Genomic DNA, 15,339 nt, shown 5'->3' with positions numbered 1-15,339 from the left:
CTGTGACGCAGCGCAACATCGCCGATGCACCAAGTGGGCAGAGGCCTCCATCGGCATAACGGGCCCGCCCCGAAATTGTGACAGACCGGCCCAAACTAGACGGAAAAGACCGGGTCGGCGTATGAGGGAGGGCTCCGCGCAGGCCGAGCTTCAAATGGTGTCGGCCGACGATAGGGCGAAGCAGCGAGGCTACGCGCGGGTCTGAATCATGTCCCCCTCAAAGCGCGCAGCGGCATTCACGAGCGCCATCACCGATGCGGTGACGATGTTCGCGTGCATGCCTACGCCAAATCGAGAGCCGGGCACGCCAGGCAATGCGGCTTCGATGATGGCAACGGCGCAGGCGTCGGCGCCGTTGCCCAGGCTGCGCTCTTCATAGCTGTCGATGCGCAGCGGCAACTCCAGTGCAGCGACGGTGGCTGCAATTGGGCCGTTGCCGATGCCGCTGCGCAGTCTGGGGTGCCCGTCGGCATCGTGCCAGTGCAGTTCGATACCCTGGCCTTGCGGGCTGTCGAACAGGCGGTGGCTTTCATAACGCAGTGACCGAGATTCGGCTTGGGCATGCAGGTAGGTGGCTTCGAAGAGTTCCCAGATCTGCGTGCTGCTCAGCTCGGTTTCGCTGCTGTCGGCCCAGGCCTGGACAATGGCGCTGAACTCGATCTGCATGCGCCGTGGCATGGTGATGCCTCTGTCCTTTTGCAGCAGGAAGGCAATGCCGCCCTTGCCGGACTGACTGTTGACACGCACGATGCTGTCATAGGTACGTCCCAGGTCCTGCGGGTCTATGGGCAGATAGGGCACGCGCCATGGGGCATCGGCTTTCTGCGCCGCAAAGCCTTTGGCAATCGCATCCTGGTGTGAGCCGGAAAATGCTGTGAACACCAGATCGCCCACATAGGGGTGGCGCGGATGTATGGGCAGGGCCGTAGAGGCTTCGGCGATGCGTGCCACGGCGGCGATGTCGGAGAAATCCAGGCCCGGAGCAATACCCTGGGTGTAGAGGTTCAGGGCCAGAGTCACCAGGTCCACATTGCCGCTGCGCTCGCCGTTGCCGAACAGGCAGCCTTCCACACGCTGGGCACCGGCCAGCAGGGCCTGCTCGGCACAGGCCACGCCAGTGCCTCTGTCGTTATGGGGGTGTACCGAAAGCGTGATGTGCTCGCGCCGAACCAGACGCCGGTCCATCCACTCGATCTGGTCGGCAAACACATTGGCGGTGGTCACCTCCACGGTGGTAGGCAGGTTGATGATCATGGGGCGTTCGGGGCCGGCATCCCAGGCGGCAATCGCGGCATTGCACACGGCCAGGGAAACGTCCAGCTCGGCCATGCAAAAGGTTTCCGGAGAGTACTGCAGCACCCATTCGGTTTCGGGGTGCTGCTCGGTCAGTTGCCTGAGGTGGCGCACATGGTGCTCCACCATGGCAATGATCTGCGGCACTTCCATGCCAAAGACGATTTCGCGGAAGGCCGGGGCCACGGCGTTGTAGAGGTGCACGATCACGCGGCGCGCGCCGGCCACGCTGCGCACCGTGGTGGCAATGAGGTCCTCACGCAGTTGGGTGATGACCATGGGCGTGACGTCATGCGGAATCAGCTGGGCATCGATGAGGTGACGCACGATGTCGAAGTCGGTCTGCGAAGCGGAGGGAAAGCCAACTTCGATTTCCTTGAAGCCGATGGCGACCAGCTCCTGGAACAGCCGCAGCTTGCGCTCGCGGTTCATGGGTTCGAACAGCGCCTGATTGCCGTCGCGCAAATCGGTCGACAGCCACACGGGCGCTTGCGTCAATGTACGGCCAGGCCATTGGCGGTTGGGCAAGTCCACAACGGGAAATGCGCGGTATTTGGTAGAAGGATCAGCCAGCATAGAGACCTTGGAGTTGAAGAAACGATCACCTGGTCTCCCTGCCCGGATGGGGCTGGCTAAGGCCGGGGTCTGGGAAGACCAGGATGGGACCATGCGCGAACACGTGCATGCAGACCCCGACCAGATGTCAGAGCCAGTAGGCGTAGCGAAAGCGGGTGGCAGTGTTTCACGGCAAAAATGCTTGTTGATGCAGACAGTGGGGCTACTTTATGCGGCCAAAGGTATAGACTTCTATCGATAGATATTCATTTGTTGTAGAGATTTGGACATATTTCATGGGTTTTGCTTCCCCCGAACATGGTGCACATGCCCTGGATTTGCAGCATGCCCAGGCCTCGTCACTGCCTGTCACCGGCGTGGAACAACGCTACCCGCCTGGTCATGTGGTGCCGCAGCACAGCCACGCGCGCGGCCATCTCATTTATGCCTCGGAAGGCGTGTTGCTGGTCGAGTCCCCTTGCGGGCAATGGCTGGTTCCACCCACCACTGCGGTGTGGCTGCGCCCGGGCATGCTGCACAGGATCACGGCGACCACGGCGGTGCGAGCCTTTGGCCTGTTTATTGAGGAGGCATGGTCGGCACGCCTGCCGGCCCGGGACTGCGTGCTCCACGTCTCGCCGCTGGTCAGGGAGCTGATGGCGGCGCTTGTCGACTTGCCCCATCAGGGGCCGCATCGCCCGCGCGATGCGCTGCTGGGTGATCTGCTGCTGGAGGAGTTGCAGGCGCTGGCGCCGCTGCCGTATTACCTGCCCTGGCCTGAAGATGCGCTGATGCGACGCATCTGCGAGAGCATGCTGGGTGCACCGGCGCAGCGCACCACGGTGGAACTCCTGGCCCGGCAGCACGCGCTGACGCCCAAGACGCTGCACCGTCGATTTCTGAAAAGCACCGGGATGAACTGGGGCCGGTGGTATCAGCAGATGCGGCTGATGGCTTCCATCCCCCAGTTGCTGCAGGGCATGCCCATCACCACCGTGGCGCTGGAAAGCGGCTATGAAAGCCATAGCGCCTATTCGGCGGCTTTCCGCAAACAGTTCGGCCGCCCGCCGTCGGAATTTGCGGCTGTGGCAGACAGAGCGACGCCACGTTAGCCGGCCTTGCTGCACACAGAGCCGCGGCTTGCGCCGCCTGCGCCTGCTGCACGCATCTTTTACTCCCCAAAAAAATAGCCCCCAACGCTTGTTCATCAAGCGCTGAAAGCCATTTTTGATAATGAAGGCGGATTAGAGCTTCTTCACCAGTACCTGGCTCTTGCGGCCCCAGTTGTATTTGGCCTTGCGGGCCTCCGGCAGCCATTCGGGCTCCACGGGCTGAAAGCCGCGCTTGATGAACCAGTGCATGGTTCGCGTGGTCAGCACAAACATGGTTTCGCAGCCCAGGGCGCGGGCGCGCTGTTCAATGCGTTTGAGCAGCTTCTCGCCATCGCCCGTACCCTGGCTCTTGGGCGAGACGGTAACGGCGGCCATTTCGGCGGTCTTGGCCTCGAGGTAGGGGTGCAGGGCCGCGCAACCGAAGATCACGCCGTCATGCTCGATGACCGTGTAGCTGGCGATATCGCGCTCGATCTCGGTGCGGTCGCGCTTGACCAGCGTGCCGTCGCGCTCGAAGGGCTCGATAAGCTGAATGATGCCGCCCACGTCGTCGATCGTGGCCTCGCGCAGTTCTTCGAGCTTTTCGTCAATGACCATGGTGCCTATGCCGTCGTGTACATAGATCTCCAGCAGAAGCGCTCCGTCGGTGGAGAAGGGCAGGATATGGCTTCGCTCCACGCCATGCTCGCAGGCGCGCACGCAGTGCTGCAGGTAAAAGCCCACATCGGTAGGCTGCTGTGCAGGCGGGAGCTGGGCCAGCAGGCGGCGCGCGGCGTCCAGCGGCAGCTCGGTATCGATGGGGTTGTTCTCATCGGCCGGGCCGCTGGGGTCCATGCGCACGCCGGGCACTTCGGTCAGGAACAGCAGCTTGTCGGCCTTGAGCTCGATCGCCACGCGGGTGGCCACTTCTTCCATGCTGAGATTGAACGCCTCACCCGTGGGCGAGAAGCCGAAGGGCGAGACCAGCACCATGGCTTCTGAGTCGAGGGCGCTGCGAATGCCTTCCACGTCTACCTTGCGCACCAGACCGGAGTGCATGAAATCCACACCGTCGACGATGCCTACGGGGCGGGCCGTGAGGAAGTTGCCCGAAATCACGCGCACGCGCGCGCCGGCCATGGGTGTGTTGGGAAGACCCTGGCTGAAGGCGGCTTCGATCTCGTAGCGCAGCTGGCCGGCCGCTTCCTGAGCGCAGTCCAGTGCTATGGAGTCGGTGACACGCATGCCGTTGTAATAACGCGGCTCCTGGCCCTTAAGGCGCAACTGCTCGTTGACCTGGGGGCGGAAGCCGTGCACCAGCACGATCTTGACGCCCATGGCCTGGATCATGGCCAGATCCTGGACGATGGAGCTGAGCTTGCCCGCATCAATGGCTTCACCGGTCAGGCCCACCACAAAGGTCTGGTGTCGGAACTTGTGGATATAGGGGGCCACAGACCGGAACCAGGGAACAAAGGTGAAGTTGAAGACGGTGGACATGGCAGTGCGCGAAAACCTCGAAAAGCGGGAAAAAAGGCCCGCGTCGGGTATTACGCAGGCCTGAGGCGCAAAGTGTAGCGGCTACTCGCTTGCCTTAGCAGGTTGTTGCAGGGTTTGTGCGCGCTGATCGCACAGTTTGTGGCTTTTGTGGCGTGAAGTTTTCAAAAAATGACGGCTTGTATTTGAGCAGAGCTCCGAGTGGCAGTCAGCGTCGAAACCATGCGAGGCAAAGATAGACACTCGGTCAATCGTCCGGTTGCCGGTTGCCGTTTGCCGTTTGCCGTTTGCGCAGATTTTTCCGTGCTGCTCATTTCATGGCGCATCTTTCGACCACGTCGAGAGGGGGCCAGCTCAAGATTGTCAATCCAGGCGTCATAGAGAGAGCACATGCTCTCTGCAGGTCATGGCTGTCCCTGTGGATTAGGTCAAAGATGTCGCGACTACTTTCAGGATATCTCGTCCGAGAGGCGAATCCGACCCCCTGTTGAAGCCCTCACATGCTGCCGCCCATCATGGGCAGGATCATGCGCACGATTCGTATGATGGCCGGACCCAGAACCACCATGATGATGGCCGGGAAGATGCAGGTCACCAGTGGCAGCAGCATCTTGGTGGGTATCTTGGCAGCGAGCTCTTCGGCGCGCATCTGCCGTTTGTGGCGTAGATCATCCGAGAAAACCCGGAGCGATTCGCCTATGCTGGTGCCAAATCGGTCTGCCTGCGTCAGCATGGCCGTAAAAGTGTGAATTTCATCTACACCGGTGCGGGCCGCCAGATTTCGCAGGGATTTTTCGCGAGTGCTGCCAGCTCGCATTTCCAGGTTGGTCCAGTGGAGCTCCTCTGCCAGGGCTTCGCTTTTGATGCGAATTTCATCGGTTACCTTGCCCAGCGCGGCATCCAGGCCCATGCCTGCTTCTACGCAGACCAGCATCAAATCAGCGGCATCGGGAAAGTTTTCAAAGATCTCGCGCTTGCGGCGCGAGGCCATCCAGCGCAGAACCAGATTCGGCAGGTAACAGGCCACAAGAGCGGTCACCAAGGGGAAGAACAATAGCTGGGTGCTGTCTGCCTTGCTGGCTGCCCGCATGAGCGAGTACACCGTCAGCCCCAAAGCAAGAGGCAGCAGCGTTTTGACTCCAAAGTACAGCAGTGGTGCACTCTCGTGGCGGATGCCGGCATTCAGAAAGCGCAGCCGCAATGGCGTTGCATCACTGTCTTTGGTGGGGGACGACAGGTGTGCAAATGGGCCGACCAGCTTGACGACTGTTTCTGTCCACCCCTTGTCTTGAGAGGTGGGTGTAAGTGACTGTAAGCGTCGCTCGGCGACTGTTGGCGTTGCCCAGAAGAACAAGGCGCCAGCAGCCAGCATGACGGCGGTGAAAGTGAGCAGGGCGACGATCAACATGGAGGACTCCTTGCGTTTCAGATGGACTCATACCCTGATACGGGCGATGCGGCGCAGCAGCAACAGACCTATGACCATCAGTGCGGCCAACCATTTCAGAATGGTGATGCCAATAGGGTCAGTCCAGAGCGGATGCATGAATTCCGGATTCATTAGATTGAGCAGAGCGGCCAGTCCAAATGGCATCAAGCCCAGGAACCAGGCCGACATTCGCCCGTCAGCGGAGAGTACGCGGACCTTGGCATGGAGCTTGAGCCGCTCGCGGATCAGGCGACTCAGGTTGCTGAGCATCTCGGTGAGGTTGCCGCCAGATTCGCGCTGTATCAGTACGGCGACGATGAAGTAGCGCAAATCTGTGATCGGTACCCGCTCACCCAGATTGCTCAAGGCCTGCTGTAGCGATGTGCCATAGTTGATTTCGTCATGCACCAGGCGGAACTCGTCGGCGATAGGTTCGGTCAGTTCCTCTCCAGCCATTTGCAGGCTTGCGGAGAATGCATGGCCTGCGCGCAATGCGCGCGCTATGAGGTCCAGCGCTTCTGGGAGTTGGTGCTCCATACGTTTCAGGCGCTGCAGTCTTTTGCGTTGCAGAAACAGCCATGGAAGGGAGCCCAGCACCAGACTTGAAAGCACGCCCAGCTCCATGGGTTGGCGAAGCATGACGGTTGTCAGCATACCTAGCGCAAACAGTATTGCACTGCCTAGCAGCAAGCCCGAAACCGTCCAGTCCAGGCCTGATTGAACAATGAAGCGGTCTAGCTGGTGGGCGCGCGGCATGGTTTGCAGCACACGCTGCATCCTGGGCATATCGCTAAGTACGCGCTCCTTGACCAGCTTGGTCGGATTGCTGTTGTCATCGGCTGCTGACAAGGCTCTGAGCCGGCGCTCAAGCCGCTTTGCCTCAGGACTCTTGTACTGCTTCCAGATCGTGTGCAGTGCTTCCAGTAGCAGGAGCACTGCTACAAACACCAGACCGATGATTACCAGGATCGAGTGGGAAGAGAAAAAGGACAGCATGGCGGCACCTTTTTGCGGAGTTCATTGATAGTGGCGTTCTGGAGCGAAGATGCTGTCGGGCAACGCAATGCCGAAGCCTTTTAGCCGATCGGCGAACTTGGGTCTGACACCCGTGGCGTGGAAATATCCCTGGACTTCACCATTGGCGCCGATCCCGGTCTGGGTAAAGGCAAAGATCTCCTGCATGGTCACCACATCCCCCTCCATGCCCGTGATCTCCTGGATGCTGGTGATCTTGCGTTTGCCATCCGTGAGCCGGAGTGCCTGCACGATCACCGTAATGGCCGATGCAATCTGCTGGCGTGCGGCCTGGTGCGGCAGATTGAGGCCTGCCATGCCGACCATGTTCTCGAGTCGAGCCAAAGAGTCGCGTGGCGTATTGGCATGGATGGTCGTCAATGAGCCTTCGTGGCCGGTGTTCATGGCCTGCAGCATGTCTACCGCTTCGGCGCCCCGGACTTCGCCGATGATGATGCGGTCAGGGCGCATGCGCAGTGCGTTACGCACAAGGGATCGCTGCGTGATTTCTCCACGGCCCTCTATATTGGGCGGGCGCGTTTCCATGCGTACCACATGAGGCTGCTGCAGTTGCAGCTCGGCCGCATCCTCGATGGTGACCACGCGTTCCGTTGTTGGAATATAGCTGGAGAGAATGTTGAGCAGCGTTGTCTTGCCGGCCCCGGTGCCGCCAGAGATGATCATGTTCACCTTGGCCTTGGCCAGAGCCTCAAGAACCAGGGCCATGCCAGGTGTCAGGCTTTTGAGGTCGTTGATCAGATTCTCCATGCGCAAAGGGATGCGTGCAAAGCGCCGGATCGACATCATGGGGCCATCAAGGGCCACGGGCGGGATGACCGCATTCACGCGCGAACCATCTGGCAGGCGGGCATCGACCATGGGGCTGGATTCGTCGATGCGTCGGCCTATGCGTGAAACGATCTTGTCAATGATGCGCAGTAAATGCTTTTCATCGGTAAAGACAACGGGCGTCAACTCCAGCCGGCCCTGGCGTTCCACATAGATCTGATCGTAGCGATTGACGAGGATGTCCGATACCGAAGGGTCGGCCATCAACAGCTCGAGTGGACCGAAACCCAGCATCTCGTGCTGGATATCTCGGATCAGCATTTTTCTCTCGAGATCGTTGATGGCCGCGGAGTCCTCAGTCAGCAGTCGCTCGGTCATGGTCGCAATTTCTTGCTGCAGTGTCTGCACGGATACTGCATCCAGGGCAGCAAGATCGAACCGCTCCAGCAGCTTGGCATGAATGCGGCTTCTGAGTGCCAGATAGGCCGCAGAGTGACTATAGATGGGGGTGGATGGCGCAGGAGGCTCTGCTGCGGGCATGGCCGACATATCTGCGGACTCAGACACGACCTGCAGCAGAGGCTTGGGCGTGCGTGTTGATGGCGCGGTCAGGAAATCTCGTAGTGACATGACAGTCTCCTTCTGCAATACAGATGCCTACGCCCGGCGAAAGAGCCGGTTCAAGAAATTACCGTTTTCTTCATGAGTTCGAGGTGACAGCGCATCGGCCCAGGCCGTCAGCTCGCGCACCACGCTGCTACTGCGAGCGGATTCGGCCAGCGGTGCTCCAGCATTGATGGCTGCTTGTACTTCCTGGGCTGAGTCGGGAATGCTGCGCCATTGCTGTTCCAGGCCCAGGGTCTTGCGCACTTCAGACAGACCGATTTCGCTGCGCCTGTCCACCCGGTTCAGCACCGGATGCAGGCGGCTTTGCGGGTAGCCCAGATCGTGGAACATGCGCAGCAGCTTTTGCGCATTGCGAACGGCGGGTACGTTGGGCAGCAGCACAGGAACAATGCACTGCGCCTTGTCGAGCACGCGTAGAGCCAATGGGTCCAGCACGCGCCCCATGTCCAGCAGCACGAAGTCGTAGTGTGTGGCAGCCAGTTGCACGATGGCCTCAATATGCCCGGGCTCCACTTCCATGGCATGCATGGCATCTTCGGGGGCCGCCAGCACATGCAGGCGTGGTGTGATCTTTACCGTACTGGCGGTGAGAAAAGATGCGTCAAGGCGGTGAAGGTCACGTGCCACATCCGCCAATGTCGAGCTTGGCTTGCCTTCATGCAGATAGGGCAGCGCATCGCCAAACTGCAGATTCAGGTCGATAAGCAGCACGGAGTGCTTTTGCGCCAGCGCCCAGCCCAGGTTGGTGGCCAGGAAAGTGGCGCCGGCACCGCCCTTGCAGGGCAGAAAGGCCATGACTTGCCCTTGTGCACGGTTGGTGGTGCTGTCCTGCAATTTGCTGGCAAGGCGCTGAACGGCATCGGCCAGCGCCTGCGGCGGCGGCGGCGATGGCAGAACCTCGCGCACGCCCGCCCGCATGGATTGCAGCAAAAACTCTGGTGTCTGCTGGGCGCACAGCAGGACCACGGCCATGCGTGGGTGATGGGTGGTTACCTGTTCCACCGGAGCCAGGTCTGCGGGGTCGCAGCACATACCATCGACGATGATCAGATCCGGCAGCTCCTGCTCGGCAATCGTGGGCATGCGGGTCTTGCCACCCTCGAAGGTCTGCACCTGGTGCGACTGCTCTTGCAGCACATGGGCCATCTCGCGGAGATGGGCGGTGTTGGGGGAGATGATGGCGATTTTCATACGAGTTCTCGCTGGTCAAGGGGTGCAGTCCGATTGGGCGTTGGAGTCCTGGTACATGATTTCACGCGGCAGGGTGGTGCTAAATCCCGGCATGTCGATGACGGTCTGCGCCGCCGACCCCACGATGGGCGCGATCCATTGGAACTTCAGACCGTCTTGAGGGATGCTTACCGTGACGCTCTTGCAGGTGGCAGTCGTGCAACTGTCGGGTTTCCAAATCACGTCCACAGCGGTGATTTGCGGCAGCCGGTTCTGCATGTGCTGAAGTACCTTGGTTTGCCGGTTTCGGTCATCGCACACCACCGCATAGCGAGCACCGGCACGTGTGGCTTCGTTGGCCGCGGTCCAGGTGTAGAGCAGGCGGCTGAAATCCACCACGCCCAGCAGGAACATCAGAAAGATCAGCAGCCCCAGTGCAAATTCAATGAGTGTGGAGCCGCGTTGAGTGAGGTGTTTCATGTCAGCGTCCTCATCGTGGCGGTGATATTGCCGAAGTTGATGCCTCCGTTGGTGAACAGCTGCAGGCCGAACACGCTGGATATCGGTGACGAGAAGTGATACCCGGTAACCGTGACGGTGACGGTATTGATCAGCGGGAGTGCACCCGTGGTCTGCCAGCTGCAGCTCACGGCGCTGGTCTTGAGTCCGGGAGCTAGGGGTTGGCTGCCCGCTGTCGTTGTACCGTAGACCACCAGATTCTGGGCGTCAGGGCATAAGGTGTTAGGCGTGTTTGCCGAGAGATAGCGCGCGGCATCGCGTACCGACTTGGTCACCGTGTTGTATTCGTAAAGGGCACGGCCGAACTCGATGACGATCATGCTCAGCATGATCATGAAAGGAATGCTTAGCGCCAGCTCAATCAGCGCTGCCCCCTGTTGTCGATGCTGATATTTGCGCATGATGTTCACCTTACAAGGACGGGTACCAATGGGCCGTATGTACCGCCTGCCAGACCGGTGGTGGTGCAGGGACTGTCTAGGTCGGTGGCATTGCCCCGGTATTCAAGGGAAATGTCGTCTTTGATTGGGCTGGGAAGCGGTTGCAGCATCAACATGCAGGCGAAATTGACGACATAGCCACCGGTATTCACTACAGGGACGAGTACCAGGCGGCGGTCGGCACCAAAAAGTTTGATCTCGGCGGTCCCTATCACGGTTTCATTGCCTTTGGCGGGACAGCTGGGCCCACAAGGGGTAAACGATTGGCGCTGCGTTATGAAGTTGGAGGTGCCGCCTTGAGCAGGACCGTCGTAGGCATTGAATTTGCTCGGCCAGTTGGTGTCGGTGTAGATATAGCCCGTGAAATCGGGGCGGCTCGCACTAGGGTTCTGAGACGGGGTGTCTGAAGCCTTTTTGTAAATACCAAAACGATGGTTCCAGTATTCGAAAGCCGAGGCTTTTAGGCCGTTGGTATCAAGGGGGAGTTGGGGAAACTGGGTGTTGCAGTATTTCCCTTCCAGCTCAGCCCATGTTTCAGTGGCACTGGTGGATCCATCCAGATTGGACCAGCCGAAGTCGCTGCCGCCACCCGATTTGGTCATGGCGACGATCCAGGTGCCTTTGCCGCCACCGGGCGAACTGTTCAGTGCATCGAACTTTGCCTTTTTCAGTTGCACGGGAATTGGGCAGGCACTTTGTGAAGGCGCGCGAGTTGCCACGGCCCTTGCTTCCACGGTGCCTGTATTGGGCCAGGTGGCGCTATCGCCGGTAAAGGCCCCCATGGCTTGCAGCAGCCAGAGCTTGATGCTGCTCATGGAGTACTGGCATTCGGCATAACGTGCCAGCTTGCCGTCCGATGTCGGAGTGACGTAATCCTGTTTCCGAAAGCTGATGCCAGTGGCGGGGAGCTTTCCCTGTCCGTTCCAGTTAGCGGATTGCAGATTGGCGTTGTTGCTGTTACCCGCCGCCATGCCTGCGTTCTGGGCGCGCGTGATGGCGTCAGATTGACCATTGAGTTCTCGTGCCGCTGCCAGCGCGCAGCTGTCCATGGCCGTCTGCAGCTCGGTCTTGACGATAAACAGCCGGCCCAAATCCAATGCAATGCCCATAAAGCCCAGCAGGAACAGCATGAACAGGGCAAAGGTAATCAGAAAGGCACCATGCTGCCGCCGCTGTGCGGCAGAACCACGCATGGGCCGGGCTTTGGACCTGAGGTGTGGGTGGTTTCTCATGATGTGTTTCGAATGGAGTGGTTGGCTGGAGAGCCATGACGGACGAGACGACCGCCATGGCTTATCTGTGGATAGAGTCAGGTGCAGCTAGCCGAGTTGGTCAGGCAAGCCTTGACTTTGGTGAGCCAATCATTGAAGAGGGCGTCGCTGATCGAAGACTTCATCAGCAGGATCAAGCCAATGGAGACCACGGCCACAACGAGTGCGTATTCGATGATTTGCGCGCCTTCTTCATCCTGGATAAAGACTTGCAGGGAATGGCCAAAATGCTGAGTGATGCTGTTCATGGTGATACCTCAAAGTTGGGTCAACGATTCCATGCTGGCGCTATGGCGCGGCGCCAGAACCACGCATGTGCCGGGTTGCGGTCCAGTAGTGCGGGCTGTTTTTCATGGTGCAATGCGTCTTTATCGGTTCTTTGCTGATGGCCATGACAGTTAGCGCGGCTGCGTCATGGCTTACCTCTCAATACAGTTAGGTGCAGCTGGCCGAGTTGGTCAGGCAAGCCTTGACTTTGGTGAGCCAATCAGTGAAGAGGGCGTTGCCTATGGAAGACTTCATCAGAAGAATCAGTCCGATGGACACTACGGCTACGACGAGCGCGTATTCGATGATCTGCGCACCTTCTTCATCCTGGACAAAGGCTTGCAGGGAACGGCCAAATTGCTGAGCGATGCTGTTCATGGTGATACCTCTAAAGTGAGTAACGGATCGAAAACATCTACACGGGTTGGGTGCCGGTTTGCTGGGCCGGCGGTAAGTGGCGTGCAAGGCCGCGATGCGATCTGTTCTCCTTTCAAATTCAATGGTGTGGAACTGATGAACTGAGATCTGGAGATTCCAGGGACTAGGGCGTACCGCCGCTGCCTCCCCCTGCACCGCCGCTTTGGTTGCCGGTCAGCGAGCCGCCAATATTGATGACATTGACTGCCTGCGGTGGCGTTTTAAAGCTGCGCTCGTAGCGTTCCATGGTGTGCGCTGCGGCTCGACCGTCCATGCCAGTGGCTCCATCAACACCGACGCCAGGAGCCTTGCCGGCTTCAGGGTTGAGGGTCATCTGCATGCGGGCGGTGCGCACAGCCTCGCCAAAGCGAGCGTCGTAGTGCGGGGTTGTGCTGCCGCAGCCCGCCAGCAGGGCGGCGAGGGCCACGGGAAATAGGATGCTGCGTTCGATCATGGCTTGCCTCCGGTTCAGGTGGGCGGGTTCAGGGGGCGGGACGGTCAACCGAGGGCTCGGCCGGTGCTTGCGGTAGCAGCTCCTGTGGTGCTGCTACCGGGGCAGGTGCCGGAGCTGGGGTTGCAGTGCCGGACGGCATGGCTGCGGCGGGCGCAGTCTTCGCGGCTGGCGCGGGCTTGGAGCTCTCCAGCGCACCGTTGAGATAGACCTCGGCGCGTGAGGGCACCACATGGTTGTCGGTGGGCACTCTGGGTGCTTCTGCGAGTGCCTGTACCAGGCGCGGAGTGATGATGAACATCAACTCGGTCTGATCGGTCTGGAACTCGGTGCTGCGGGCCAGTGCGCCGAGAACCGGTATTTCCCCCAGTCCCGGAAAGCGTTTGACGGCCTCGGTGATGTTGTTCTTGATGAGACCGGCAATGACCAGACTTTGCCCGTCATTGAGCTGCACCGTGGTGTCTGCGCGTCGCACCGAAAGCGAGGGAATGACGGAGGTGACGCCATTGATGGCGGTGAAGGGTGAGCCTGTCTGAGACAGGTCGGACACTTCTGAGACCAGCTTGAGATTGACGCGTGAGCCACCCAGTACGGTGGGCGTGAACTTGACGCCGATGCCGAACTCTTTTTCCTCCAGCGTCATCACTGGCACGCCAGTGGTATTGCTCTGTGCCACGGGAATAAAGATCTTGCCGCCCGAGAGAAAGCTGGCCTGTTGGCCGCTGATGGCCATGATGTTGGGCTCGGCCAGAATACGCACCAGGCCGTCGTCTTTCTGGCCGTCAATGCTGATTGAGCCTTTGCCTATGCGCATGGCGCTCAGCAGTCCTCCGCCGCCACTGAGGAAGTTGGAGGCGATGGAGAATGTATTCATGCCATTGCTGGTGATGCGCTGGCCCGCAAGACTGGCACCGAGCTTGTCGAGCAATGTCTTGCTGACCTCGGCAATCTTGACTTCCAGCATCACCTGGTGAGGCGAAGTGGTGCGCAGCAGGTTGACGATCTTCTTGCTGTCGCTGTAGGCGCCGGCGAGCGTCACCACATCGTCCAGGCGCAGCGGATTGCTGATCTCTCCGCTCAGGACCAGGGCATTGTCGGCGCCCTGGACGCGGATGCTGCGTTCCTCGGGCATGAGCTCGCTGAGCTTGGCCTGCAGCGGCCCCGGGTCCATGGTGACGATCACGTCCTTGATGAAGCAGGCACCCTGGGCATTTTGCAGGATGACGTTCATGGAGCCAGACTTGCGGCCGCGAAAGAACAGGTCTCGCGGGCTGAGCAATTGGACCTCGATATCACCCATGCCGTTCTGCATTTGCGGCTGGGCATTCGCGGCCATGGGCGCTGCTGCCTGACCCGCTCCGGGCGTCTGGCCGCTGACCAGGATGCGCGCCATGGGCGAGCTCAGCGGAATGACCACGGATTTCCCCAGCGTGACGGTGGTTGGATCCTCCGTGCGGATGGCCGTGCAATTCCTGGCGGGCAAGGTGTTGCGGGGAGCTGCGGGAGCTGCCGCAGCCACGGGGCCGGGCTGAGCAGGCGTGCCCGCAGATTGGGCCAGCACAGGCGCTGAGCTGGCGAGCAGCATGCTGGCTGCTATGTATAGGTGATGGTGTTGCACGGCCGACCTCTCTGAGTTGTTGCGAGTAGAAGATCAGAAGCAGTTGAGAGTTCGAGCGCCGCCCTGGATCACTTCGACACAGGTGGCTGTCGAAGCCTGGGGTGCGGGCCTGGCTCGCTGCATCACGGGTTTGGCAGGAGCTGCGACCTTGACCGGTGCAGGGGCTGCCTCTGGTGTTCCAAACAGCTGGTGCTTGGTGATGCCTGCAGTGCTGGTGGGATCTTTGTCAATCTGGTTGCGCAGCACCAGTGAAAGATTGCCCACGCTGCGTGCAAGATCGAGTTTCTCGGCATCTTCCGGGCTCAGCTCGAGGGTGACGGCGCTCACCACCTTGGGTTTGGTCTCGTCACGATCGGCTTCCTGGGCCACGGCCAGAACCAGCACGTTCTCCAACACGGTTTTGCTGATCTGGCGCGACTCTTCTGTCTTGCCGTTCTGTTCCTGCTGGGCATTGACCACCACATCCACGTAGTTGCCGGGCAGGGCGAAGCCCGCAACACCGACCACATCGTTGACGCGTACCGTCATGGCCCGCTTGCCCGGAGCGATGACGGCTGCCAGTCCGCCTTTGGTGCCTACGGGTGCCAGCTTGCCTTCGAGCACGGCTTCGCCACGCAGCACGCCGACCTTGACGACGCGATCCTGCAGCTGTTGCATGTCATGGAATGCGCCATCGGGTATGGAGCCCCGCGGCCAGTCCACCGTGTTGAGCATGTTCGGCAAGATCTTGCCGCCCAGTGGAATGTCGGTGGCAGCGACAACCACCTTGTCGGCGTCCAGGCTGCCGCGTTGGGCCACCCAGTTGGCGGCGTAGACAGCCGCTGCCAGACTGGCCAGTGCTGCGAGGATAAACAGACCCAAAGCTTTGAGGTTTTTCATGGGAGGCTCCCG

The 15,339-nt window shown here is 60.1% G+C and carries 15 protein-coding genes; 1 reads left to right on the top strand and 14 read right to left on the bottom strand.

From position 1 onward, the window contains the following. Nucleotides 1–189 precede the first annotated feature (189 nt). On the bottom strand, nucleotides 190–1,869 hold the full coding sequence (locus tag CTATCC11996_RS19900) for a 2-isopropylmalate synthase (protein WP_003079645.1): 1,680 nt from the start codon (nucleotides 1,867–1,869) through the stop codon (nucleotides 190–192). A gap of 275 nt (nucleotides 1,870–2,144) precedes the next feature. On the opposite strand from CTATCC11996_RS19900, the gene CTATCC11996_RS19890 reads away from it, so the two are divergent. Continuing rightward, entirely contained in the window at nucleotides 2,145–2,960 is an 816-nt protein-coding gene (locus tag CTATCC11996_RS19890; protein ID WP_003079642.1) for an AraC family transcriptional regulator, read from the top strand. 132 nt (nucleotides 2,961–3,092) lie between these two features. On the opposite strand, the gene argA is transcribed toward CTATCC11996_RS19890, so the two are convergent. The 13 genes from argA to cpaB all read right to left on the bottom strand — a co-directional run bounded on the left by argA (nucleotide 3,093) and on the right by cpaB (nucleotide 15,327). Beyond that, complete coding sequence (argA, locus tag CTATCC11996_RS19885) at nucleotides 3,093–4,439, bottom strand: amino-acid N-acetyltransferase (protein WP_003079639.1); 1,347 nt, start codon at nucleotides 4,437–4,439, stop codon at nucleotides 3,093–3,095. Nucleotides 4,440–4,932: 493 nt separating this feature from the next. Continuing rightward, the gene (locus CTATCC11996_RS19880) at nucleotides 4,933–5,844 is read right to left on the bottom strand and encodes a type II secretion system F family protein (RefSeq protein WP_003079637.1); all 912 of its coding nucleotides are present in this window, start codon (nucleotides 5,842–5,844) and stop codon (nucleotides 4,933–4,935) included. 27 nt (nucleotides 5,845–5,871) lie between these two features. After that, the gene (locus CTATCC11996_RS19875; protein WP_003079634.1) at nucleotides 5,872–6,861 is read right to left on the bottom strand and encodes a type II secretion system F family protein; all 990 of its coding nucleotides are present in this window, start codon (nucleotides 6,859–6,861) and stop codon (nucleotides 5,872–5,874) included. A gap of 21 nt (nucleotides 6,862–6,882) precedes the next feature. Continuing rightward, entirely contained in the window at nucleotides 6,883–8,298 is a 1,416-nt protein-coding gene (locus CTATCC11996_RS19870) for a TadA family conjugal transfer-associated ATPase (protein ID WP_003079632.1), read from the bottom strand. Between the two features lie 27 nt (nucleotides 8,299–8,325). Continuing rightward, nucleotides 8,326–9,486, bottom strand: a complete 1,161-nt coding sequence (locus CTATCC11996_RS19865) for a CpaE/TadZ family protein (RefSeq protein WP_003079630.1) — start codon at nucleotides 9,484–9,486, stop codon at nucleotides 8,326–8,328. A 15-nt stretch (nucleotides 9,487–9,501) separates the two neighbouring features. Next, nucleotides 9,502–9,945: a TadE family protein gene (locus CTATCC11996_RS19860; protein WP_003079627.1), complete on the bottom strand. Its 444-nt coding sequence runs from the start codon at nucleotides 9,943–9,945 to the stop codon at nucleotides 9,502–9,504. Further along, nucleotides 9,942–10,385, bottom strand: coding sequence for a TadE/TadG family type IV pilus assembly protein (locus tag CTATCC11996_RS19855; RefSeq protein WP_003079625.1), 444 nt, complete (start codon nucleotides 10,383–10,385; stop codon nucleotides 9,942–9,944). Before CTATCC11996_RS19855 ends, CTATCC11996_RS19860 begins: the two co-directional genes overlap by 4 nt. A 5-nt stretch (nucleotides 10,386–10,390) precedes the next feature. Next, a complete protein-coding gene (locus CTATCC11996_RS19850; protein WP_003079623.1) occupies nucleotides 10,391–11,617 on the bottom strand; it encodes a pilus assembly protein TadG-related protein in 1,227 nt (408 codons plus the stop codon). A gap of 116 nt (nucleotides 11,618–11,733) precedes the next feature. Further along, nucleotides 11,734–11,943, bottom strand: coding sequence for a Flp family type IVb pilin (locus CTATCC11996_RS19845; RefSeq protein ID WP_003079621.1), 210 nt, complete (start codon nucleotides 11,941–11,943; stop codon nucleotides 11,734–11,736). 187 nt (nucleotides 11,944–12,130) lie between these two features. Next, nucleotides 12,131–12,340: a Flp family type IVb pilin gene (locus CTATCC11996_RS19840; protein WP_003079620.1), complete on the bottom strand. Its 210-nt coding sequence runs from the start codon at nucleotides 12,338–12,340 to the stop codon at nucleotides 12,131–12,133. A 163-nt stretch (nucleotides 12,341–12,503) separates the two neighbouring features. Further along, nucleotides 12,504–12,833 (bottom strand): hypothetical protein, encoded by a 330-nt coding sequence (locus tag CTATCC11996_RS19835; protein ID WP_003079618.1) that lies wholly within the window; start codon nucleotides 12,831–12,833, stop codon nucleotides 12,504–12,506. A gap of 28 nt (nucleotides 12,834–12,861) precedes the next feature. Further along, nucleotides 12,862–14,415, bottom strand: a complete 1,554-nt coding sequence (locus tag CTATCC11996_RS19830) for a type II and III secretion system protein family protein (protein WP_003079616.1) — start codon at nucleotides 14,413–14,415, stop codon at nucleotides 12,862–12,864. Nucleotides 14,416–14,481: 66 nt separating this feature from the next. Continuing rightward, nucleotides 14,482–15,327: a Flp pilus assembly protein CpaB gene (gene cpaB / locus CTATCC11996_RS19825; protein ID WP_003079614.1), complete on the bottom strand. Its 846-nt coding sequence runs from the start codon at nucleotides 15,325–15,327 to the stop codon at nucleotides 14,482–14,484. Between the last annotated feature and the right edge of the window lie 12 nt (nucleotides 15,328–15,339).

Source organism: Comamonas testosteroni ATCC 11996 (genome assembly GCF_000241525.1).
Taxonomy (GTDB): domain Bacteria; phylum Pseudomonadota; class Gammaproteobacteria; order Burkholderiales; family Burkholderiaceae_C; genus Comamonas; species Comamonas testosteroni.
Note: the sequence above shows the minus strand (reverse complement) of the source record. Positions and strands in the feature narration are given on the sequence as shown.